Genomic DNA, 23,178 nt, shown 5'->3' on the forward strand with positions numbered 1-23,178 from the left:
TATTAATAAAAAGGCTACTCCCAGAGATTTCCAAGAGTAGCCAAAGTTCTAGGTCTTTTTAAAAAACAATTAAGGCACAATAGTCAATACTGTATTTGTACTCCGTGCGTTAACTCCAGGATCATACATAGATTCTATTGTCGTGATTCCTGAATTAAAAATCCCCAGGTTATTCGCTTTAACCTCATACTCATACATAGATCTTCCCTTAGGCAAGCGATCCATAAAATAATTTGTTGAAGCATCTTTCGAGCTGAAATAATAGTTCTTCCGCCATTGATATCCCGAAGGACTATAGAGCGGTTCCACACCAGCTGGACGGCTATCTTTCAGATGAATGTATTGCATTGGCTCATCATTAACTACCGTAATCCTAACTTTGATACGTTCCCCCAGTTTAGCCTCCTTGGATTCTACCCATTGCCCTTTTCGTTCCACTAGATATACTTTCTGAACCGAAAGTGCATTTGTACTTGATTTTATTTGATCAAGATCAGCAAAATACTGATGAACGACAGCACCATAAACTGTTCTTTCGTTATGATTTTGAACTTGAATATCGAGATCGGTCTGCAAATCGACTTTATCGAACTGCTTACTGACTTCGCCCAAAACAGTATTGCTTAATTCGGTCTTTTTGTTGTTAATTGAGATCGCAACGGTATTTTCAGTAACGAAATCTTTTGGATTGTTGGCCAGTAGTAATGCATAAATCGCATCTACAGTCATCCAGGTACTATACCAATGATTTATCTGTTTATTGTAATAGATCCATTGGGTAACCTGATTTAGCTTAGCCGGATTGTTTATTTTGTAAGCTTCCACCAGATAAGATTGCAAACTAATCTTATTGTATTGATTTTCGTTACTTTTCCAGTACATTCCTTTTTGTAGATCGATAACCGCTTCCTGATCAAGTCTATTCTTGATCTCCATGCTCTGCTTGCCCTGACCGAAGATCTGACTCACAATCCATGTTTTTGCGGCCAATCCCGCGCTACGACCAGCGCTACTTAATGAAGAATTGAGCAATTTGCTTTGCAATAACTGCAGGGAATCCTTTGGTATAGGATTAAATTCCGTCCAATACCTTCGTGCAAACAAATAGTCTATCCCCATATCAGTGCTGGACTTTGGCGAAAATATAGCTGGATCCCGGTCGAGATATTGGGTAAGCTTTGAGGCCATCGCACGGATATCGCTATTGACCAAGCTTTTGTCCAAATAGAGCACCTTTCCAATGATTTCCAGCATACGGATACTAATTTCAGTATTGGGCTCCCCCCCATCAAACCATGGAAATGAACCATCTGCGGATTGATTATTACGTATTTTCTGCTCAACAGTATTGATTTCCGCTTGTATATCTGTTCCAAAGAACGCAGCAATTTTCTTCAATCGTTCGGCATCGCCCTGTACGTCACGCAGCCAGGGCATTTCTTCCATTTTGAACTCATTTAAACTACTATTCTCTTCCAATCGGCCTTTTCTTGTATCGACATTCAATTTTTTGAAGTAGTCTGTCACCGCTGGATAATGCAACTGAATATATTGGGCCATCTTGAGACCAAACCACTTACTGCTCAATTGTTCATTGCATTCGTAAGGGTAATTTTTCAGATAGTCCAGTGCGGAGAGTATTTCTAAAATGGGATTGCTTTGTACCTGGATTCTCCCCATGAGATTATCCTTCGCACTTCCCTTTACTGTGAAATTTTTGGATTCACCGGCTTTTAGGACAATCTTCTCAGTATCGCCAATCAGTATCTTATTTGGCAGCACGGGGATTTCAACAATCTCACCATCCGAAAACTCGCCGCCAGCTGCAACGATACGAATCTGTATCGTCGGATACTCTGCCGGAATCTTTAACGACCACGCTACCATGCTGTTATTGGATGCCTCAACACTAAAGTTTTTTAGCGCAGAATCGATCTGGAAAGCAGTTGAAACTACCTGATTATTTCGTGGGTCGATAAGCTCTATTTTTGCATTCCCCAGAATAGGCTCTTTGCTCAGGTTTTGAATTTGCGCTTTGATCGTTAGCTGGTCGTTCGTTCTAAAATAGCGCGGAATATTCGGACGCAACATCAACTGCTTTTGGGTTTGTGTAAAATACGTCCCACTAGCCGATGCCAGATGCTGATCATGGGCGAAAAGCAGCAATTTCCATTTCGTCAATGCTTCGGGACTATCAAATTCAAAACTGATATTCCCTGCTTCATCCGTATACAAATTGGGATAGAAGAAAGCAGTTTCCTGTAGGTTGGTGCGGGCTTTTATATGTTGTAGCTGTTTATACGCTGGTAAGTCCATCCCGCCGTTAGCTGTCGCACTACCGCTCATCTCAGACTGGGCGACCTCCTCATTCACCACCATATATTCTGCGTTTACTGCATCCTCCGCAGCCAAAGGCTCATACATAATTGCCGAAGTAGGCAATGGCGCCGACTGCTTTGCTGCCACAGACATACCCCGAAGAACAACCCGGGAACCACCGTTTCTAAGACGTGGTTCCCCTGATCCAAAGTATAGTGTTGCCGCAGCACGATAAGCTTGTTCGTCGATCAACTCCTCGTATGTGGCATCCTGTTCCAGGGAATTTCCAATGAAGCCCCGGCGGGCTGACAATAGATCATAGTTGTAAATTTCATCGCGCCGATTATCTGCATAAGCTCCATAGAAATTCGAAGTAAAAATGTTCCCTGAATAGGTTTGCTGTTGAAAAGCATTTATAATATAGTAGTTATTTGACCTTGGATAATACGGATAACGAAATTGGAAAGAACCTAAAGCGTGGCTAGCGAATGCGTCCAAAGATGCATCATACATTGTCGCCAATACCTCTGTCGCGATTGGTTTATCCTCTTGTTTTACTGTAAAGCTCCATTTTTCTTTTTGACCGGGTGTTATTTTATCCCTGAAGGTCTTGGTTTGGATTGTTAGTTCCTTATTTTGTTGTGAAATAGGAACAGCAATATGGGATAGTGTCATTTTATTATCAACCAAAAATAATGCATTCAGCTGCAGTTGCCCTACAACATCCTGCTCAGTCAGCACAAATTGATAGGCAATACGACCCTCTTTCCAACTTAATACCTTTGTCTCTAATTTCTGCGAAGCCCGCTCGCGAAACAGCAGTAGTTTCTTGGCATTTTTAACATCCGTCTGCATATGGATGGTAACCTGATCGCCAATTTTATATTTGACTTTATCCAACCGATAGGAGAAAAACTGCTGGTCGCTTAGTTTCTTATCTTTCGACCGATATAGGCTGGTGTAGCCAATAGCACGTACGGTATCCCCCTCCTGTATACTGATGGCTTCGATCTGATACCGCCCCCAATCAAATTGTAATGAATCCAGTACGATCTTGCTCGTATCTGCATTATCAAAATCATAGCTGGCAATCTTTGTTTTTTTCTCTTCTTTGTCGAGCGAGGCTGGATCGAAATAAAGCGGAAAATACTTGTTATAGAGATCTTTTGAAAGCAAATGGTACTCAGCCCTTGCGAAACTCCCCCGATATTCATCTGTCAGCGCTAGGCTTGCCTGCTCCAACTTATAGATGTTGACCTTTCCGCTGAATTTTAGTGGAAAGCCATTTTGATTCTGCTTTAAGATGGTAATATTCCGCCATTTTTTTTCTTCCATCAAATTCGGCACCTGAATCTGAAGCTGCCATGGACGGGATGAATAGGTATAATCTCCAGATGCCATCTGCATCTCCCCGGTCTGATTGATCACCTCAGCCCTGTATACCAATACATAATCTTTCAGCCCGTGAAACTGACGATCCATCAATGGCACGCGTATCGTAAAGTTCCCCTTCTCGTCTACGGTAGTGGTAGAATCACTATAAACGATATCCTTTCCTTCCCTGGCATTATAGAACGAAACTTTATACTTCACTGCTGCGCCGACTAGCGAAACACCTGATAGGCTCTCCGCCTTGCCAACGAACACCGCTGTATCTTTCGAAGTATAGGTGAACTTATTTGGCTCAAAAGTTACTTCAAATGTTGGACGTTTATATTCCTCAACCTGAAAATATTGCTGATCAAGCTGTTTAGAATCGCGAAAAACCAATAGATTATAATTTCCGTTCAATGCCTTTGAAGGCAATTGGAAACTCGCATGGACAGATCCAAAAAGATTGGTTGTCAAACTGATCGAGTCAATCTTCTGACGATTGGCATCCTGAAGATAGATTTTCACATTTTGCTTTTCCAGGACTTTGCCTTGTTGTACATGATCATCGTAAAGAATAGTCTTAAAATAGACTTTTTGCCCAGGACGGTAGATGGCTCTATCCATCAAGCTGAGCGCACGCATATTTGTTCTTTTATTGCTCTCCACTACAGACCTCATCCGATCTTCATAATAAACATTATTTTGTTGCTGATCCAAAGGAATCATCGTTTTTTCCCCATGAAGCAACAGCATGTGATTATGTAAGTAGGCCGCATTTTTGGGAGAATAGGTGGATTTGTAATTGAACTCGCCCGCGGCATTGGTCTTTAATTGCGTGATCAGTTTAGGCAGGGCTTTATTTCTCAATTGATAAAGTTCCACCATTTCATTTGCATAGGGAGCGCCCGTTTTCCGGTTCAATAGCAAACCCGTATATACAAATTCATTTTGAGGTTTTATATTTATATTTCCAGACAAAAATGCGTCAGAAACAATCAGCTGAGAAACAGCCACATCGCGATCCTGACCATTATCTTGAAATGATTTATTATTACCGATCAAAATCGTGTAGGTACCAGCTTTAAGGGGATTAATTTTATAAATTGTATTGTGCGTCGTATAATCTTTAAAGGCTTTCAATGCCACCTGTTCCTCATAGACTACTGCCGCATTTACTGTAGTCTGGTAACTTGCAGAATCGTATTTTACCGTAAAATCTTTTGCGTCCTTAACTGTAGGACTTGTATTATAAACCCTGATATATAAAGTATCCACGTTCGTGTGGTTAATCTGGAAAGGGACATATTCATCCGTCGGCGTCATTCTCTTATGATTTAGTTGGATGAAAGCCTTTTTTATTTCCTTCGTCAAATTATCTACATTAGAAATCCAGGCTGATTTTGGATAATCTTTTAACGCTTGTTCAAGATATGTAATTGCCTTTGTCTTTTTCCCGATGTCGTTGAAACTTGCCGCCAACCGATAAAGTAAAAATGCGTTGTAGTCACTTTTATAGGTTTTTATATGCTCCAGGTAGTCGCCTTCCCGCTCTTCGATATTATTCCATTTCCAATCATAAGACATGATATAGCTGCTTGCATCTGGATAATCATTCTTGGTGCTGATTGCCAACAATTGCTTTTTAAGTTTATCCTTATCAGCCGCATTAGTAGCTTTTAATGTATTCAAAAAATCCAGATATTGATAACCTAAAAAATGGTAAAGAGTGGGATTCAAGCTCATATTTCGTGTTTCGACAAACAGCCCCTTCCAGCGCGCTACAGGTTCCGCACTTAAACTGTTTACATCCGAAATCGAGAGACGAAAAATAGAATCGATCATACCGACTTTACCTTTTGCATCTTTTGCTACAAATTTGTTTTGGCTCTTACTTGCATATCGGTTGATATTCGAAAATAAATAAAGGGCATAAAAGTTTTGGAGAACCGATTTATCCAGCTTTTCAGCAATCCGGATATTGTCTTCAAAATGTTTCTGGATACGCAAAAAAGCGGAGTCTTCAGATTGGTTTACTTCCAACGCTTTCCCTTCCGCCAAAAATGCACGTACCCATTCGGCTTGATTGCCAGAGCGTCGAGCTTCGGCTTTAATATCTGCCAATATGGGCAATGTCTGTGTGAAGTTTTTAATTGCAATAAGTCTTTCGACCTCATTCCACTTTGCCTCCACCTTGCCTGGCTTAAGCTCCTGCGAAAACCCCCAGATCGGGAGACATGTCAACAATAACCAGATGTATCTTTTCATATAATATGACGCTAAATATCTACTAAATATGAGCATTTTTTTTCTGAAAGGATGCAGTAAATAAATGGATTCCATAATCGTTAAAAAAAATAAATAATACCGAATTCAATGTCGACCTCTCCCCAATCCACATGATTACGAAGAATCGAGAACAATCATCATTCCATCCACTGCAGATATCCGCTTATTGGTACGGCACAATTTGATTGCTAGTTATCACAAAATGGTTAGTAGATATTTTTTTATATATTTAATAAATAATTCATATCCAGTTAATATCAGTTTCGTTCCTTTATAATAGGATAGTTAATGCAGTCAACAGGTTAATGTATCAATTATGAAAACGATCAACTATTTTTTCCAACGGATTATATTTAGAATCTTTTTAGGTCGGTTCAGTTCGTTCTATTCACCATTAAGATTTCACAAAAATTAATTCATATTCAGGTCGGATGACACATCCGACAGCTATATTTCAATAAATGCATTTAACCAAAGATGCCTTTGGCAAAGATTTTATTTGGGGAGTATCTACCGCCGCTTATCAAATCGAGGGAGCACATGATCAACATGGCAAAGGCCCTTCTATATGGGATATCTTTGTAAAGAAAAGAAACCGTATATTTCAGAATCAACATGGCGATCATGCCTGTGATTTCTATAACCGCTACAGACAAGACCTTGCATTAATGCAAGGTATGCACATTCCTAACTATCGTTTTTCCCTAGCTTGGAGTCGTATCTTGCCGAATGGTATTGGACAGACCAATCATTCAGGTATGGACTTTTACGATCGTCTGATCGACCTCTCACTGGAATTGAGGATTAAACCTTGGGTTACCCTATATCACTGGGATCTCCCCCACGCGCTGGAAAAAAGGGGGGGCTGGGTCAACCGTGATGTCAAGGATTGGTTTGGTGAATTTGTATCCACCTGTGTTGCCCGTTATGGAGATCGGGTAAAAAACTGGATGGTGCTCAACGAGCCGACTGTATTTACGGCCGCAGGATACTTCTTTGGTGTACATGCCCCGGAAAGAAAAGGTTTGGGCAATTTTCTTGCAGCGGTTCACCATGCTGCACTAGCACAAGCCCATGGCGCTAGGATCATAAAATCTTTACAACCGGACAGCCAGGTGGGTACCACTTTTTCCTGCTCCCATGTAGAACCATTCACAGCAAGAGAAAAAGATGTGATTGCGGCAAAAAAAGCCGATGTATTACTCAATAGGTTGTTCATCGAGCCACTATTGGGTATGGGCTACCCAACACAGGAAATCAAAATTCTCAATCGAATTGAAAAATACATCAAACCAGGTGATGAGAACGATTTAAAGTTTGATATGGATTTTATTGGTATTCAAAATTATACCCGGGAGATAATCCGTTACGCAATGTTTGTCCCCTATCTTCAGGCAAAAATCGTGACGGCGAAGGAACGTAAAGTTGAAATGACCGAAATGAACTGGGAAGTATACCCCAGCTCCATTTATCAAATGCTGAACAAATTCAGTAGCTACCCCAATATACCGCCACTCATTGTCACCGAAAATGGTGCTGCCTTTAAGGATCACATTGAGCACGGACAGGTACATGATCCTAAAAGATTGAACTATCTGCAGGAAGCCATACAACATGTCTATCAGGCAAAAGAAGAAGGTGTAAATGTGAAAGGCTACTTTGTCTGGACTTTTTTAGACAATTTTGAATGGGCGGAAGGATATCGACCACGATTTGGGTTGGTGTATGTAGATTTTCAAAACCAGCAACGTATCATAAAATCCTCAGGCCACTGGTATGCAAATTTCTTAAAATAAATCTTACTTCTTTTCCGACCGATGTTTCCATCTATTGACCAGTTTCAACAGCAGTGGAATCAATAGCAAGGGTATTAATAAACTGGCCATACTGACGACTGTATTTCGTCCGTTATCACCCAAAAAGTAGGCCGAAAGCGAACCTAACACAACTGGAACACCAATGGCCATAATTTTCCCCCATGCTAATTCGGACTCAGCCTGATGAATATCACGAGTAGGAATAACCTCGACCAGGTTAAACTCCTCGGCTTTGAAGTAGGCTAAAATTTGTGTTATTTCAGATGCTGTTAATTCCCGTGGTCGCAAACTCTCCCCTTTTACAACAATAAGCAACCCATGCTTGTCTTGCTGAATACTATCAATATCCTTTGTTTTAAAGTGCTTTAAATACCCCATTGGATTAAGAGCGTAGCCTTTATAATCATCTCCGGGACAGAGACAAGAAAACTTATCCGCATTCATTGAAAAAATAATATCCGTATGATCATCCTGAATAGCGGCTATTAAAGCTATCACAACATGAATACAACTTAATGCCAGAAATTGAAGGATAAATATCCAAAAAGAAAGCCGTAATAACCAGGATACGAGCAGTGCCAAAAGAACCAAAGCAATGGAAAACCATTTTAGATACAAGATGAGGTCTATTTTTCGATTCAGAAAATAGCTAATAATCACACAGACCACAGAAACTATACCTAATTTCAAATCCCAAAAGATGGAAAGAAAGCCTAATAAAAAAATAAGGCCAAACAAAACCAAAGTGGCATAATCCCCCTTTTTACCTAATTTTTTTCGTTCGATTTTAATACTATTTCTCAAGTCTCAGCGCTTTAAAATAAGGATTACTTTCTTAATCACTTGTATATCATTAATTGAATAAAGATATTTATATTTATCCAATTAATGAATATTAGATAGAAGATGAGTAATTAACATTTGACTTATGAAGACTTTTCAGTTTAAATCACACAATGTTAAAAAAGGCTTAATCTTTGGATTCAGCTATTTGATTATTGTTTTTATTATTTTCAGCCTTATCTACGGTGGCATCAATGGGATGGCCGATGCTGTCAATAACTTTGGATCAGCTAAAGTGCTGGGTTTCTTGGTCGCAATACTTGTCATTGGTCCATTTGTTGTGATACTGCAGCTAATTAACCCCAAAATAGAAGTACATATCGGTTCCCAGCATATGCTGATCAAACAAAAGAAGAAACCGGATCAGGAAATCCCTCTAGAGGACATCTATAGCATGAAGATAAACCATTCATTGGTTAATCAGCTGCAGATCTTCGATCAGCAAGGACAGTTAATCATAACGATCCACCCCCAACAGGATATGCAAATCATTTATGGAATTGCTGCTGAAATCGCTCAGCACATATCCTTCACCCAAGAGAAAGGTAGCAGGAAGATCTTTGGTAATCCTATTGAGACTATGTCCTACACAAGGAAGCTTTAAAACTGAAGCAGTAACATCCCTTAAGTAATTCAAATAACGCCAAGGTCTTTAATAGCATAAAAATATTATATGAAGGTATACTATCCCAATAACCAATGGACATTTTATATGATTTCCCCGCTCATCATCTGGGTAGGGCTTTGCTATTTCATATTTGTGGAAAGGGATTTTTCCCTGGTTTTTATAGGCTTTGCTTTATTTTCTTTTCTCTATTTTTGCTATTGCCTATACGAAAGATTTGGAACCAAGTTAACGATCTATGCAGATCGGCTCGAACTCCGCCAAAACTTTCAACAGCCCCAATCATTTCACTATATAGATCATGAGTTTGTCGTAGGCCCAACCTATGACACCTTTACCCATCGGACATTTTCAACAAAATATACGGGTCGGTCACGTTATTTTTTTATCTATCCTTTGGACGAAGACGGCAATCGTGTGAAAACGCTTTCTACAGCGCTCGAACTAAGTATTACTAAGGGGCGATACCGAAAAATCCAAAAAGATTTGTCAGAAAGCTTGAAAAAGCTGGATCTTCTAGCACATTTGCGTTACAATAACAACAACGATACTATTATTGTTAGAAATAGGTAATCCTGTTTTTAGCAAGAACACAGCATCCCAACTTACTTTAGTTCCAACAGTTCTTTGCCAAATTTTTTCTCAATAAAGGGATTCATCGGTGGGATGCCGAATTTAGTATTGTCTAACCAAAATTTGTTTGTATAACGGCTTTTCAATTCGAGCCAAAGACCTGAACTAATCTCTTTCTTTATATTCTTGAATTCTTCTTTTGTGATAAATCGACGTTCCTGTGTATAAAACTCGCTCAAAAAATCAAAAGGGATAAATTCCGATTTACGACCTCTCTTAATAGCACCGACATTCATGACCACCCTGCTGACCAACTTGGCTTGTTCAGGTTGATCAAGATTTGTAGGCGAATAATTTTCCATGGTTACGCCGGTATATTGCTGTCCTTTGACCTTGAAGAAGCTTACTTCTTTTTGGCTATTGGGTGGGATAATATCAAAATATACCTGTACATCACCACGGGCCGTTTCTTGGATATATCCTGTATTCAGATTACCCGTCCGGATGATCTTCCGCCCTTTATCCTGAACCAGAACAAATTTTGAAGGAAGATCATTCGCAACAGATTGTGTCTTCATACGCATCACATGCGGTTTCCATTGCCAAAAATTACCCATCACGTCTCTAAAATTCTGCGTAGTGATGGAGTCCTCGAAAATCCGATAATCCAAAATCCGATGATAGACCTTTCCATTTTTGTTTTTCAACGGAATATAATATTCAATTATTCCGTCGTAGAAATAACGTGTGCGCTTATTGAAAAAAGTGGTATTTCTAAAATATCCCTTCAAAATCAGATAGTCATACTGACTCTTATCTCCGATTGCTACCTCATCTATTTTGATACTACGTGGAATCAATTTGATCAGCTTCTGCTTGCGCAGCTCCGAAGTCGATTCCTGATAGTTATTATAAGAAATATGCTGTAATATGATTTTTGCGTTTGCATCCTGTCCAAGCGAATCTATATCGAACTCCCCTTTCGCATTTGCTACACCTAATAATGTCCCGTCTTCGGCGTAAATATTCACTAAAGGCACAGGTTCGCCACTTAAACTATCAACGATACGGATTTGAGCGAATAGAGCGTTGCCACTAAAAAAAATACATAGGAAAAATAATATTTTTGCCATAAATCAAATTATTGACCTAAAATATAAAATAGTCATTAAAATACTGTCAAAAATCGTTAAAGAACAGCCGCAGCATGAACCCACCACGAGGAATATAGTTTAGCAGCCCCCCCTTCTACAAGAGCTTTTTTGCCCTATAACCTTATGCTCTATAAACTTCTTTTTATATTTAGCCATTAATCCATACCACCATTTATTTTAAAGCCATAATCCCAATGATAAAATTAAAGAGAGCCCACTACCTTGTTTTGATGTGCGCAACAATAGCCTTAGGATTATTATCACGGAAAATTACAGGCATCCCTTTATCTTGGGGCGATGGTTTATATGCTGTGATGATCTATTGGTTATGTCGGTTTATTTTTTTTCAGCGATCCCTCAGCTTTTGCTTGGTAAGTTCACTGGCATTTTGCTTTACAATTGAGTTTTTACAGTTGGTACAACATCCACTATTGATCAGTGTCAGAAACCATCCGCTATTACGGCTGTTATTAGGCCAAGGCTTTCTCTGGTCTGACTTGATCGCCTACATCGCTGGATCTGCTATCGCTTTTCTCTTGGATCGATCTTTTCACCGATCCAAGAAAAAATAGAAAAGAATAAGGTTAAAAGCATAACCCATACAAAACGCTGATAATATACTGACAATAAAAAAGATTCTTTTCATAATTTAATCGGTTGTTGTCCGTAACGAATGTAGTGATTAAGCCTTAAATAAATCGCTTATCGGCGTTTTATTTTACTGGTATAGTTTTCTCAAATCGCACTCAGATAATCATTTAAGGACAACTCTGTATCGATCTCTAATTTCTTCCGCAGCCTATAACGGTGGATTTCAACTCCTCTGACAGTAATATTCTGCAATTGGGCAATTTGTTTGGACGTAAAATGAAGTTTCAGATAGGTGCATATTTTAACTAAAGTCGCTTGTCATACGATATTGATAAGCGGTTTTAGTTTTAGGAACACCTTAATATAATTAACGAAAGACAAGGTAATCAATTATTCCGAACGTGTTTTTTGTTCAAAATCAGGAAAAAGTAAGAACGTATTTATACATTTGAAAACGCAACCGGTGATTGACTTTTCTCTGTTCATCCATTTAGTAGGAAAGACTGGAAAAGCGGTAATACCCATTGGTTAATTAAAAAGACACCTGAGCTAAAAAACTTACTATGTACAATTTTAAAAACGATTATTCGGAAGGGGCTCACCCCCGTATTTTAGATAAACTCATTGAAACAAATCTCGTACAGCAATCCGGATATGGGGAGGACGAGTATGCACAACAGGCAAAAGCAGTTTTAAAAGATAAATTAAACAACCCAAATGCGGGTATCTATTTTGTATCTGGTGGAACGCAAACGAACTTATTGGTGATATCGTTTTTATTACGTGTCCATGAGGCGGTAATAAGTGCAAAAACTGGACACATTGCAGCAAATGAAACTGGTGCGATCGAATCCACAGGACATAAAGTCATTACTACTGAAACCGCGGACGGAAAATTAAGATCCGAAGATATCGCTAATGTTCTGGCAGAGTATGCGCTGGCTCCCCATGTGGTAAAACCAAGAATAGTTTATATTTCAAATTCAACAGAAATTGGCACAATTTACACGCATGCTGAACTCAGGGCGCTCTTTGAATTTTGTCAATCCCATCAGTTGCTGTTGTACTTGGATGGTGCCCGGTTGGGACATGCCCTTACTGCTGAAAATAACGATTTGACACTTGAAGCTATTAGCCAGTATACCGATGTTTTTTATATCGGCGGAACCAAAAATGGTGCACTTTTAGGAGAAGCCATTGTCTTTAATAAACCTGAATTAGCGACCGATTTTGACTATGCCATCAAACAAAAAGGTGCGATGTTGGCAAAAGGACGTATCCTTTCGATTCAATTTCTGGAACTATTTAAAGATAATCTCTATTTTGATCTGGCCCGAAGGGCAAATTCATTAGCCATGCGTATTGCATCGGCAGTCCGGGAGAAAGGTTATACATTTCTAACGGAATCCAGTACAAATCAGTTGTTCCCTATTCTTCCAAATAAAGTCATTGAACAATTGAGCCAGTATTATCAATTCTATAGCTGGAAAAATATCGATGCCGAGTACACCGCGATTCGGCTCATCACTTCTTGGGCGACTGATGAGGAAAAAGTTGAAGCTTTTATTCGGGATTTGCAGGAAGCGTAAGAGGACAAAACAATCATTCGCTGAACAATAGCTGCTCCATATAAACAAAAGAAGCGCGCAAGAAAATAACAGGATTCTTACGCGCTTCTTTTTATACCAAAAAATTAATCTTTAGGTTCCAGCGCTCTCCACACACCAGCTGCGACCGCAGCACCAACTAACGGAGCTACGATAAATAACCACAATTGCGCTAATGCATTTCCTCCAGCAAGGATTGCAGGACCAAAAGAACGGGCGGGATTAACCGAAGTCCCCGTCACCGGGATGGCCACTAAGTGGATCAAAAGCAATGTAAATCCGATTGCTAAACCTGCCATTGTACCGTTTCCAACCTTTGATGTTGTAGCCAATATGACAAAAAGGAAGAGAAAAGTTAAAACTGCTTCAATAAGGAAAGCCGAAGCTGTACCATATTCATTTTGATAACCTTTCCCCCATCCATTAGATCCGTAAGCCCACTCTCCTGCCGAAAAGCCGGCTAATTGCCCACTCAAAATCTGTTGCAACACAAATGCGCCCAAAAGTGCACCGATAAATTGCGCAATGATATAGACGATGGCATCCTTAGCAGACATTCTTCCCGCCAATAGTACGCCTACTGTTACGGCTGGATTAATATGACAGCCTGAGATGCCGCCAATGGCATAAGCGAAGACCACAACCGATAGACCAAATGCTACCGCAATGCCCAAAAGGCCTAGCCCCGAAAGTCCACCCATAGTATTAGCGCCAGCAATGGCAGCTGCGCCACAACCAAACAGTACCAAACCAAATGTTCCAATTAGTTCGGCAACAAACTTTGAAGATGTTTTAATTTCCATATGAATCTGTTTATAACTTAGTTAACTCTAATTTACTCATTTTCTATATAAAAGAAGAATAACGAAAAAATTATTGTAGAACAATATCCACACTTAAAACAAACTTCAACGATTTTATTCTAACCATATTTCATCACAAGCCATCGAGACTTTTCGTCTGGGATGATAGCGCCATTCGGGAAGATGCTGGAATGGCTTGGCCACGATATGCACAACCTTCACATCTCTTTCTATAGCTGTGCTAAATTTTACTTTCTGAACCGTATAATCTTCGTCCAATGTTTCCGTTCGCTGCATTAGCACCTCTTGCTCATTTTTCCCATCAACCGAGATGCTAATGCGAACTTCCTCAGGCGGAAAAATCCAATGTCGCGGATCTTGTAGAAAATCAAGCTCAACAACACCGATCTTACTGCTCTCCTTAAACTCAAAAGTAATATCCATCGGTTCTCCGGTCCATAGTAGCCAGTTATAGCTATAATCCGAATATCCTGATACACTATCAGTCAATGTTTTTATACCATTTGCCGGAAATGAAGGGTCGAAAGGATTCCGCATCTTCATTTGCGCAGCTGACGCTTTATTTAGGCGCAGCCCAGCCACAAATATATCTTCCCATTCATCTCGATATTGGTCTGGGCTTGCGCCGCCTTCGGAAAGCTCCAAAACGCCTAATTTTTTAGCATCTTCAACAAACTGTTGTACTTTCCGTCTGACAAGCGGCCTAACTACCCATTGTCCATCGACCTCCTCAAATATTCCATGTTGACGGGGGCCATAAAACCTGGCTTGCTGTAAGTAAGTATAATCCAGACTAAGGCCTATCCGTCGAATGCGTTGTTCCAACAGCGTATCGCCTTCTACCAGCACCTCGGCTTTTGCCAGCAAGTTACTATAATGGTCCATTGCAGCGGGGCTTAGAAAGTCCCTTCTATTGTCAATCGGATTGCCATAAATAGAAAGTGCAGATGCAGCTGGAGGTAGTGCTTTTCGCCTTGCTTGAAGATATTCATATACCAAATGACCAGCTTTCCCATAATATCCTTGTACAAATTCTTTTACAAGAATATCAGCAGAAATATCGCTATCCCAGACCAAATGGGCCAAAAGATAGGTATTAAGCTCAGCCATATCGGTATAACTTGCGCCACCACCTTGAAGAAAAAGACCTTCTACCCCGGCGTGTTTTAAATAGCCCAGATTATTTTGCAATGTTCCTTCAATTGGAAAAGGTGCGAGATAGTTGGTAAATTGAGTTAGGTAATCCCAGGCAAATACATGTGCGGATTTGGCTTTCCAATCTCGCAATTGCTTACGAAAAATTGCTGCTGATGGCTCATTCGCTAGATCATATCGACGGAAAGCATCTATGTTGCTCAATATTACAGTTACATTATCTGCGACCCGGAGATGAGCCGGTGCATTTGCGGTCTCCAAATATGCCAATGTGGTAAACTTCTTGTCTGGAAATACCGCAGCTACCTTATTTACGAAACGTATCAAGGAACCCTGCGCCCCCCCTTCAAGCTTATCTACAGCTTGGCATCGCTCACATGTACAGCTCCCTAAATCATCATTTGCGGCAATCGACCAATAGGTCGCTGACGGATTTTCACGCATTTTTTCTTTAAAATAGTGGACTGTATGTTCGAAAACAGCTTCATTAGAAAGACAAAGCTGAGTGGGTTGACGACGGCCGTGATATAGGGAGTAATATTCCGGATGTGTTTTAAAAAATTTATCGGGTGGTAGGATTTTATTAAAGGTATGCCCCCAATCGCCCCATTTTTCTTCCAGATTATGTAAACCATACCAATCGAGATATGACTGATCCAGTTCCACCGGGAAATATATCTCCCGATATGCAAAGCGCGGTTTAGCAAAAAGATGCAAGTCAGCATCAACCGACACTGTTTGCAGCTTAGGTATACTGGTATTTTCCTTTCCAGCATACCATTTGCGACCACCAAGGATTTCCCGTACATAGCGATAAGCAGCATAAATTACCCCGCGGCCACTGCCTTTAATGTACAAATTATTTTGGCTAAACTGTATGGAATAGCTGTCTTCGGGATATACGCTGTCGATAGCGACCTGCTCCAATATGATTGCAGGTTTACTTTGACCAGAATCCTTAAAATCAAAGCTTGTACCCGTACTCTGTTCTGTATAATCATTAATCACTGCAGCAGCATGCGACAAGAAGGCATTTTGCTGATCAGCATAAATAACATATTGGGCTACACCATCTTTTACCAATTGAATTCGCTCTTTTCCATAGGCTACTGATGCACAAAAAAGCAAGCTTAACATATACTTCCACATTTTAAAAATATTTCTTCAGGGAAAGATTCAGATCATACTGATTCATAAATGTGCCTTCAGCCACCTTATAATAGCTCCATCCGCCCATCAACGTAAATCCCCAGCTATCTATACGATGCTGCCAACCTGCATTAATTGACCTGGACAAAAAGCCATAACTGTTATTCAAGAATTGATAACGGGACGGATCATCAGGCGAGGTTCCGATATTGCCAATTATCGTTACATACGAATCCGGTTTCTCGGAATTATAATAATGTCTTAGGCTCAATGAATACGCTTGATTCCACCGTTTCGAGTCATGCAATAAAAATCCCCTTAAGTAAATGAAAGTTGGACCGATATATCGACCGGCTGAAGCTACCATCCCATAGTTGTTGATACGATCCGCTGACCTGACATAGCGCCCACCAACATCAAAAAGCCAGCTGCCTGCTTCACGATAAATACTATAAGCAGCCCTCCAGGTGGGAAATACCGCTCCATCGGCCCAGGCAATGTGGTGATAAGCATAAAGACTTGGTCCATAATTTATCCAGGCATCCAATCCCGCCTGGTAACCTTTATCACCGCGTCTGTTTCCGTAATTAAACTGACCGATAAGGACATCCTTTTTATTGAGCCGTTGACCATATTCTAGTCCCGAAATAAAAAAATGACCATTCGGCCTATCTTGTGCACTCTGCATATGATTTAAACCAAGATAGAAATGATAAGGCAAATTCTCCCGGTATACCCTGGATAGCCGTTCATAATGATTATGGTCAGGGAATTGCCTTCGAAGCGGTTCGATATAGGCCAGAGCCAAAGCATAATCTTTGTTTATTGCAGCAATATTTGACAGCTGCTCACGGACAAATACACTGCTATCCCCTCTGCTCCACAATGATTCATACGTAGACTTAGCCTTACTATATTCCTTATTTAACATAAAGGCGGCGGAGCGTAAATACAATGAACGATTGTCGTTCGGAATTAAATTTTCCATACTATCCGCATAAGAGAAAACTTTACTAGTATCCCCACTAGCGATACCTTTACGTCCTTTTTTGTACCAATCATCCATGTGATAGCTACTTATATAAAGAGCCTCCCTAGCTTTAAATTCCCGATAGGCCTCTGTAATTACTGTATCTTGCGGAAAACGCTGCAAAGCCCGCTGCCATACCTGTTTAGCACGAAACCAATCGCCCACACGCTCGTATGATAATGCTAGCGGCAAATAACTATCCTTGTAATTCGCATCCTTGGCTAATACAGATTCAAAATTTGGAATAGCCCAATCAACCTTTCCCATTTTTTGATAGCTCAATCCTAGTATATAAGTAAAGTCGGTATAATCTGGATAGGTCGCCAGTACTGTACGGCTCAACATAATAGACTGATCCAGCTTGCCTTCATGTAGGTAACGTATCGCCTGAGGAACCAAACTGTCCACATCATATTTTTTATTATTCCAAATTACCTGTGCCTCAAGAGGTGCTATCCAAGCTATCTGGAAAAAAATGAGGATATATAATAACTTGTCCATTTTTCTATTTTTTTGTCTCAATTGACGGTTCGGGGGATAGTGTTCCTTTACGCTTCATGTCGCCCCAGGCATGCTTCTTGCCGAACAACTCTTGTATATAACCTTTTATTGAACTGTACACTATAATAGGATGGTATACAAAAGGTTCTATAAATGCGGTCAGGCATAAACGAATAATATCCTGTCGCCTTTTATAATACTTGTAAACATAATTATCCAATAAAATCGAAAAGCTGGTTAAGAAAACAGAAAACATATACACAAATATCAACAGTAATATCGCCATGGGCCAGTTGATTCCATTTGTTGCAATAAGGTAGATGTAAAAAACAATGCCCAAAATCTCCATTATGGGAGCGAAAAATTCGAAAATGGCATTATAGGGAAATACGATCAGGCCAAACTGTCTATATTTTGGATTAAAGAAAGCTTTGCGATGGGCCCGCATTATCTGCATTAATCCGCGTGCCCAGCGAATGCGCTGACGCGTTAGCATCTTTAGACTATCAGGACCTTCTGTCCAGCATAAGGTTTGGGGGATATATTTAATCGTATATTTTTGATGGTTATCACACATAACCATGCACATTCTTGTCACCATTTCCATATCCTCTCCTAAAGAATGTGAGTCATAACCTCCTGCAGCAATAAGGATCTCTTTATCAAATAATCCAAGACCTCCAGATACATTGGGAATACAATTTAGATAATTCCATCCCATTTTACCAAGCAGGTAAGACCGTATATACTCCATTTCCTGGAATCGTGCAAGAATAGCTTTGGGCAAAGCAGCTTCGACGAGCATGCCCGCATCTACATAACTTGAGTTAGACATTCTTAATGTTGCACCAACCGCTATAACACGTTCCTTCGAATCCAATACAGCCTCCATCAACTGAACTAGTGTATCATTGGCAAGCACGCAATCAACGTCTGTATTTAGGATGTACGGAAAAGCGGCAACATTTATGCCCGCGTTAACAGCATCAGCCTTACTCCCACCATTGACCTTATCAATAACGGTCAGTCTTTTGTGGGAAATATCCCTTGATTTATAAATAGCTTTGATCTCCTGACAAGGAACCAAATAATCTACCAGGAAATCTATCTGCACGAGGTCAAATTCATGAATTAATTTTTCCAAAGTATCATCCTTGCTACCATCGTTCACGATGACAACCTCGTAACGCGAGTAGAAAAGTGTCATCAATGAGCGCACATTATTGACAATTGTAACCGACTCATTATAAGCTGGTGCAACAATACTCACGCCTGGAGCAATTTCTGATTCCATCAGGGTTTGCACAGATCTTGAATTTCGCGTGCGTAAATTTTTTCGGATTGAGATCGAGGACATTCGGAACAACAAAACGTACACAATCAAAAGCAGGAGGCAATAGCAACCAAATATAAATTCTATAGATGAAATAAAATCTTTCATAAGATACTTCTTTTAAATGGTCAAAAGAATAATTAGATATAATGAACCATCGGATTCGTTATATAGCGTATAAGCCTATCGGTCATAGCATCCGTATTATCATTTATTCTCCGCAAATACATTGTACTGTAAGGTCTTTGAGTGATCAAAGATCGATACGCATGTTTACGCAGTTTGACCGGCAGTTCTGAATTCTCAAAAATATTAGCTAAAAAATCGAGCGACTTCCCTTGCCCCAGTCGACCAATTGCCTTTAAGATCTCAATTCGGAGGTGTAGACTCTGATGCTGATCATATAAATCGCGTAGTTGATCCTCGCTCTCTCTTGCAAGCAATTTTCCCAATGAGTTTACAGCCTTTATAATGGTATTCATATCTTTATTAGCTACAATTAATTTCCATAATTGACTAGCCTCCAGCTCTTGATAATATACCATCAGATCCATTAAGAGTTTGTTTGCCGCAAATGTTTTGGATTCGTCCAACCATTGCGAAAAAGAATACGTTCCAAAATAGTCTGTCAGCACGATAGTTTGATAGATATCAACAGCGTGCAATTCATTGATTCCCTCAAGCTGGCTAAACACCCGGTCAAAAGCTTGTTCCCCTTGCACCTGTAATAAATACTGAAAAGCTGCAACGCGAATTTCGATCTTTGGGCTCGCTAATAATTTGTCCAACACATTTTCCTGTACAACAACTTTCATCAGTGCCAAATCATTTAAAGATCGGACTATAGGAGCCATATGTTTGGCTGCATGCCTGATTTCATATTGTGCTTCCTTATCATAACCCAGTTCGTTAAATAAATTCCGCATACTGCGCCCTTTTTCCCCACCAATGGTCCTGATAAATTCATGTAAAATATCGCGTACAACTTTAACCTCTAATCTCTTCTCTAAATTCAGTCCTAGCTTGTCTATTGGAAAATGGCTAACGTTATTTTTCACCAGGACCTGCTCATAGATAAAATCCCTTAAAATTGGATAAATTCGTGAATAACAAATCCGATACCGATAGTCGCGATAGTAAAATATTGCGATTCCGATAAGGCAACATGTCCAGAACAATACACTCAATATCAGCGCTACAGTAACCAATAATGGCCATCCCCTGCCTTCAAAGAAAGTGCGGACAACATGGATGATATCGTTAAATATGTTAAGCATGACCTATTCTTAAACGGACACGGGAAATAAGTTCAGAAGGTGATATGGGTTTTTTAATGTAATCATTTGCCCCAACCTCAAAACCTTCAACAATGCTGTTGTCATCACGATAACCTGAAATAATGATTACAGGAACTTCATTGTTAATGCTACTTTTCCGAATACGGTCGATGATTTCATACCCGTTGGCGAATGGTAAAGCCAGATCTGTAATCACTAAATCAATCGTCTCATCGGAAACAAGTGCTAGTGCTTCTTTCCCCGATTTAGCAAGCAACAAGTCATAGCCTTCACGTAGAAGGACAAATTGCATGGTACTCAATAGAATCTCATTATCTTCGATAACAAGGATCCTTTTCTTTTCGTTCCACATAATAGTATCAATTAGTTTTTCATAGTGAAGCAAAGCTCAAGAAAAAAAAGGAAAGAGTTTGTAGTATAAGCACTACAAACCGTTTTAAACGGTTTAAAACCAACTTTTATACAATTTATTTCACAAAATGACGAAAAAATGACCTTATTATAAAAGCAAGGTGTCAGTTAATCCGATTTACTAGTATTAAAATTTTAAACTTCATGGATCAGGTACCGCGTTGATCTCCATGACAATTTTTGGCGTTGGTGTTAGCGTAGTTTATTCGATAAAATTTAAAGCGCATAAAAAATTAATACTGTATATTTACATAGGAAAAATAATTTTATGAAAATAGCTTTCTTTTCGACAAAACCTTACGATAAAGTCTTTTTTGAACGGGAAAATGAACATTATGGTTTTCAATTCAATTTTTATGAAACCCATCTTGGCCCTCATATTGTCAATGCAATTGACAATGAGAAAGTTGTCTGCGTTTTTGTAAATGATAAATTAAACCGGCAGGTAATCGAAGTTCTTGCACATAAAGGTATAAAGCTGATTGCTTTGCGATGTGCGGGTTTCAACAACGTTGATCTAGAAGCTGCAAAAGAATTTGGTATTCAGGTCTGTCGTGTTCCAGCCTATTCTCCGGAAGCTGTTGCTGAACATACGATGGCCATGTTATTGACACTCAATAGAAAAACCCACAAAGCCTATAACCGTGTCCGCGAACAAAACTTTGCCTTAAACGGTTTATTGGGCTTCAATATCCATCAAAAAAAGATTGGAGTAATTGGAACCGGAAAAATTGGAAAGGCATTTATCCGTATCGCACTAGGATTTGGTGCACAGGTCATTGCCTACGATTTATATCCTGACCAGGATCTGGCCAATGCCGGAGTCCAATACACCAATCTTGATCAATTATTTAAGGAATCAGATATTATCTCCTTGCATTGTCCGCTTACAGTAGATAACCATTACCTCATCAATAAAGAGTCACTGTCAAAAATGAAGGCCGGTGTGACCATTATCAATACAAGCCGAGGCAATCTTATCCATACAAATGATGCCATTAATGCATTAAAAGAGCATAAAATAGGATTATTGGGGATTGATGTCTATGAACAGGAAGAGAAACTGTTTTTTAAAGATCTGTCCACAACGATCATAGAAGATGACACCATTCAGTTATTAATGAGTTTTCCGAACGTTTTAGTAACCGCACATCAGGCTTTTTTCACAACAGAAGCACTCACTCAAATTTCTCAACGAACATTAAAAAGTATTGCTGACCTCTTGAACACAGGAACGACAGACAATGAAGTACTAATATAACATCGCACCGAAGAGATCATTAATTTTTAACATGAATAATACAAAGAACAATAAAGTTTTAAAAGGCTTTTTATTGGCTGTTAGCGCAGCCATACTTTGGGGTGTTTCCGGAACTTTTGGTCAATTTCTTTTTCAACAACGAGGCCTCAATGTCGAATGGCTGATTACCATTCGAATGTTGGTAACGGGTGCTGTCCTGCTCATTTTAGCAGGAGCAAATAACCGCAGGGATCTATGGTCTATCTGGCACAACCGTAAAGACGCCATTGATCTGCTTTTATTTAGCATTGTTGGCGTACTTGCTGTTCAATATTCCTATTTTGCTGCGATCAATTATTCCAACGCGGCTACGGCAACGGTGATGCAATATACTGGCCCGGTTATGATCGCGATCTATATTGCGTTAAAAGAGCGGAAATTTCCCAATGGCAAAACATGCCTGGCAATTTTACTGGCCGTATTAGGGACGTTTTTGCTGGTCACCCATGGTAAAATAGGAACATTGTCGATCTCTGGCATTGCGCTGTTCTTTGGATTAGTGTCGGCAGTAACGCTAGCCTTTTATACCTTACAACCTGTTCATCTCCTCAATAAGTATAAATCAACAGTTGTCATTGGCTGGGGCATGCTCATCGGCGGAATTGCATTTTGTTTTGTCAGGGCTCCCTGGGATGTTGCCGGTGTCTGGGATATGCAAACCTATTCTTATACATCGTTTATCGTTATTTTTGGAACCCTCATTCCTTTTTACGCATACCTCACAGCAGTCAAGTTAATTGGCGGTCAAAAAACTAGCCTGCTCGCTTCTGCAGAACCTTTATCAGCGGCATTACTGGCGGTATTATGGCTTAACACCCCATTTGTCTTTACCGACTGGATGGGTACTGCATGTATTATTCTGACTATTATCTTATTGGGAACATCGAAAAAAGAAGAAGCAAAACCTTGATCTTTCAACACAGGTCATCGAAAAAATGAAAGCAGAATTACAGGCATAAATCAACGTATCATACGGGATCAAATGATA

General features: G+C 39.8%; 16 protein-coding genes. 7 read left to right on the plus strand and 9 right to left on the minus strand.

All coding sequences use genetic code 11. The features are described from left to right. Positions 1-69 precede the first annotated feature (69 nt). Positions 70-5,958, minus strand: coding sequence for an MG2 domain-containing protein (locus BWD42_RS06075; RefSeq protein ID WP_175991972.1), 5,889 nt, complete (start codon positions 5,956-5,958; stop codon positions 70-72). A 482-nt stretch (positions 5,959-6,440) separates the two neighbouring features. Between BWD42_RS06075 and BWD42_RS06080 the strand changes: the two genes are divergently transcribed. Next, positions 6,441-7,775, plus strand: coding sequence for a GH1 family beta-glucosidase (locus BWD42_RS06080; protein ID WP_077434126.1), 1,335 nt, complete (start codon positions 6,441-6,443; stop codon positions 7,773-7,775). A 3-nt stretch (positions 7,776-7,778) separates the two neighbouring features. On the opposite strand, the gene BWD42_RS06085 is transcribed toward BWD42_RS06080, so the two are convergent. Further along, the gene (locus BWD42_RS06085) at positions 7,779-8,600 is read right to left on the minus strand and encodes a hypothetical protein (protein ID WP_077434128.1); all 822 of its coding nucleotides are present in this window, start codon (positions 8,598-8,600) and stop codon (positions 7,779-7,781) included. Positions 8,601-8,724: 124 nt separating this feature from the next. Here BWD42_RS06085 and BWD42_RS06090 point away from each other — a divergent pair, with 124 nt between their 5' ends. Both BWD42_RS06090 and BWD42_RS06095 read left to right on the plus strand, forming a co-directional pair. Continuing rightward, positions 8,725-9,243, plus strand: coding sequence for a hypothetical protein (locus tag BWD42_RS06090; protein WP_077434130.1), 519 nt, complete (start codon positions 8,725-8,727; stop codon positions 9,241-9,243). A gap of 69 nt (positions 9,244-9,312) precedes the next feature. Next, complete coding sequence (locus tag BWD42_RS06095) at positions 9,313-9,837, plus strand: hypothetical protein (protein WP_077434132.1); 525 nt, start codon at positions 9,313-9,315, stop codon at positions 9,835-9,837. A 32-nt stretch (positions 9,838-9,869) separates the two neighbouring features. On the opposite strand, the gene BWD42_RS06100 is transcribed toward BWD42_RS06095, so the two are convergent. Next, complete coding sequence (locus BWD42_RS06100; protein WP_077434134.1) at positions 9,870-10,970, minus strand: hypothetical protein; 1,101 nt, start codon at positions 10,968-10,970, stop codon at positions 9,870-9,872. Between the two features lie 251 nt (positions 10,971-11,221). Here BWD42_RS06100 and BWD42_RS25175 point away from each other — a divergent pair, with 251 nt between their 5' ends. Next, entirely contained in the window at positions 11,222-11,563 is a 342-nt protein-coding gene (locus BWD42_RS25175; protein ID WP_410528282.1) for a DUF2809 domain-containing protein, read from the plus strand. Positions 11,564-12,145: 582 nt separating this feature from the next. Continuing rightward, positions 12,146-13,171: a threonine aldolase family protein gene (locus tag BWD42_RS06110; RefSeq protein WP_077434138.1), complete on the plus strand. Its 1,026-nt coding sequence runs from the start codon at positions 12,146-12,148 to the stop codon at positions 13,169-13,171. 104 nt (positions 13,172-13,275) lie between these two features. Here BWD42_RS06110 and BWD42_RS06115 read toward each other — a convergent pair whose 3' ends face one another. From BWD42_RS06115 to BWD42_RS06140, 6 genes are all read right to left on the minus strand, one after another. Next, positions 13,276-13,992, minus strand: coding sequence for an MIP family channel protein (locus tag BWD42_RS06115; RefSeq protein WP_077434140.1), 717 nt, complete (start codon positions 13,990-13,992; stop codon positions 13,276-13,278). Between the two features lie 114 nt (positions 13,993-14,106). Next, complete coding sequence (locus BWD42_RS06120) at positions 14,107-16,305, minus strand: DUF4838 domain-containing protein (protein WP_175991973.1); 2,199 nt, start codon at positions 16,303-16,305, stop codon at positions 14,107-14,109. A gap of 13 nt (positions 16,306-16,318) precedes the next feature. Next, on the minus strand, positions 16,319-17,848 hold the full coding sequence (locus BWD42_RS06125; RefSeq protein ID WP_077434144.1) for a YaiO family outer membrane beta-barrel protein: 1,530 nt from the start codon (positions 17,846-17,848) through the stop codon (positions 16,319-16,321). A 4-nt stretch (positions 17,849-17,852) separates the two neighbouring features. Further along, positions 17,853-19,142, minus strand: a complete 1,290-nt coding sequence (locus tag BWD42_RS06130) for a glycosyltransferase family 2 protein (protein WP_217700007.1) — start codon at positions 19,140-19,142, stop codon at positions 17,853-17,855. Between the two features lie 179 nt (positions 19,143-19,321). Next, entirely contained in the window at positions 19,322-20,458 is a 1,137-nt protein-coding gene (locus BWD42_RS06135; RefSeq protein ID WP_077434148.1) for a HEAT repeat domain-containing protein, read from the minus strand. Beyond that, entirely contained in the window at positions 20,451-20,831 is a 381-nt protein-coding gene (locus BWD42_RS06140) for a PleD family two-component system response regulator (RefSeq protein ID WP_077434150.1), read from the minus strand. The genes BWD42_RS06135 and BWD42_RS06140 overlap by 8 nt, the downstream gene beginning before the upstream one ends. A 327-nt stretch (positions 20,832-21,158) precedes the next feature. On the opposite strand from BWD42_RS06140, the gene BWD42_RS06145 reads away from it, so the two are divergent. Together BWD42_RS06145 and BWD42_RS06150 are read left to right on the plus strand one after the other, a co-directional pair. Beyond that, on the plus strand, positions 21,159-22,151 hold the full coding sequence (locus tag BWD42_RS06145; protein ID WP_077434152.1) for a 2-hydroxyacid dehydrogenase: 993 nt from the start codon (positions 21,159-21,161) through the stop codon (positions 22,149-22,151). Positions 22,152-22,182: 31 nt separating this feature from the next. Next, positions 22,183-23,100, plus strand: coding sequence for a DMT family transporter (locus BWD42_RS06150; RefSeq protein ID WP_077434154.1), 918 nt, complete (start codon positions 22,183-22,185; stop codon positions 23,098-23,100). The last annotated feature ends 78 nt before the right edge of the window (positions 23,101-23,178 follow it).

This window comes from Sphingobacterium sp. CZ-UAM (assembly GCF_002000245.1).
Classification (GTDB): domain Bacteria; phylum Bacteroidota; class Bacteroidia; order Sphingobacteriales; family Sphingobacteriaceae; genus Sphingobacterium.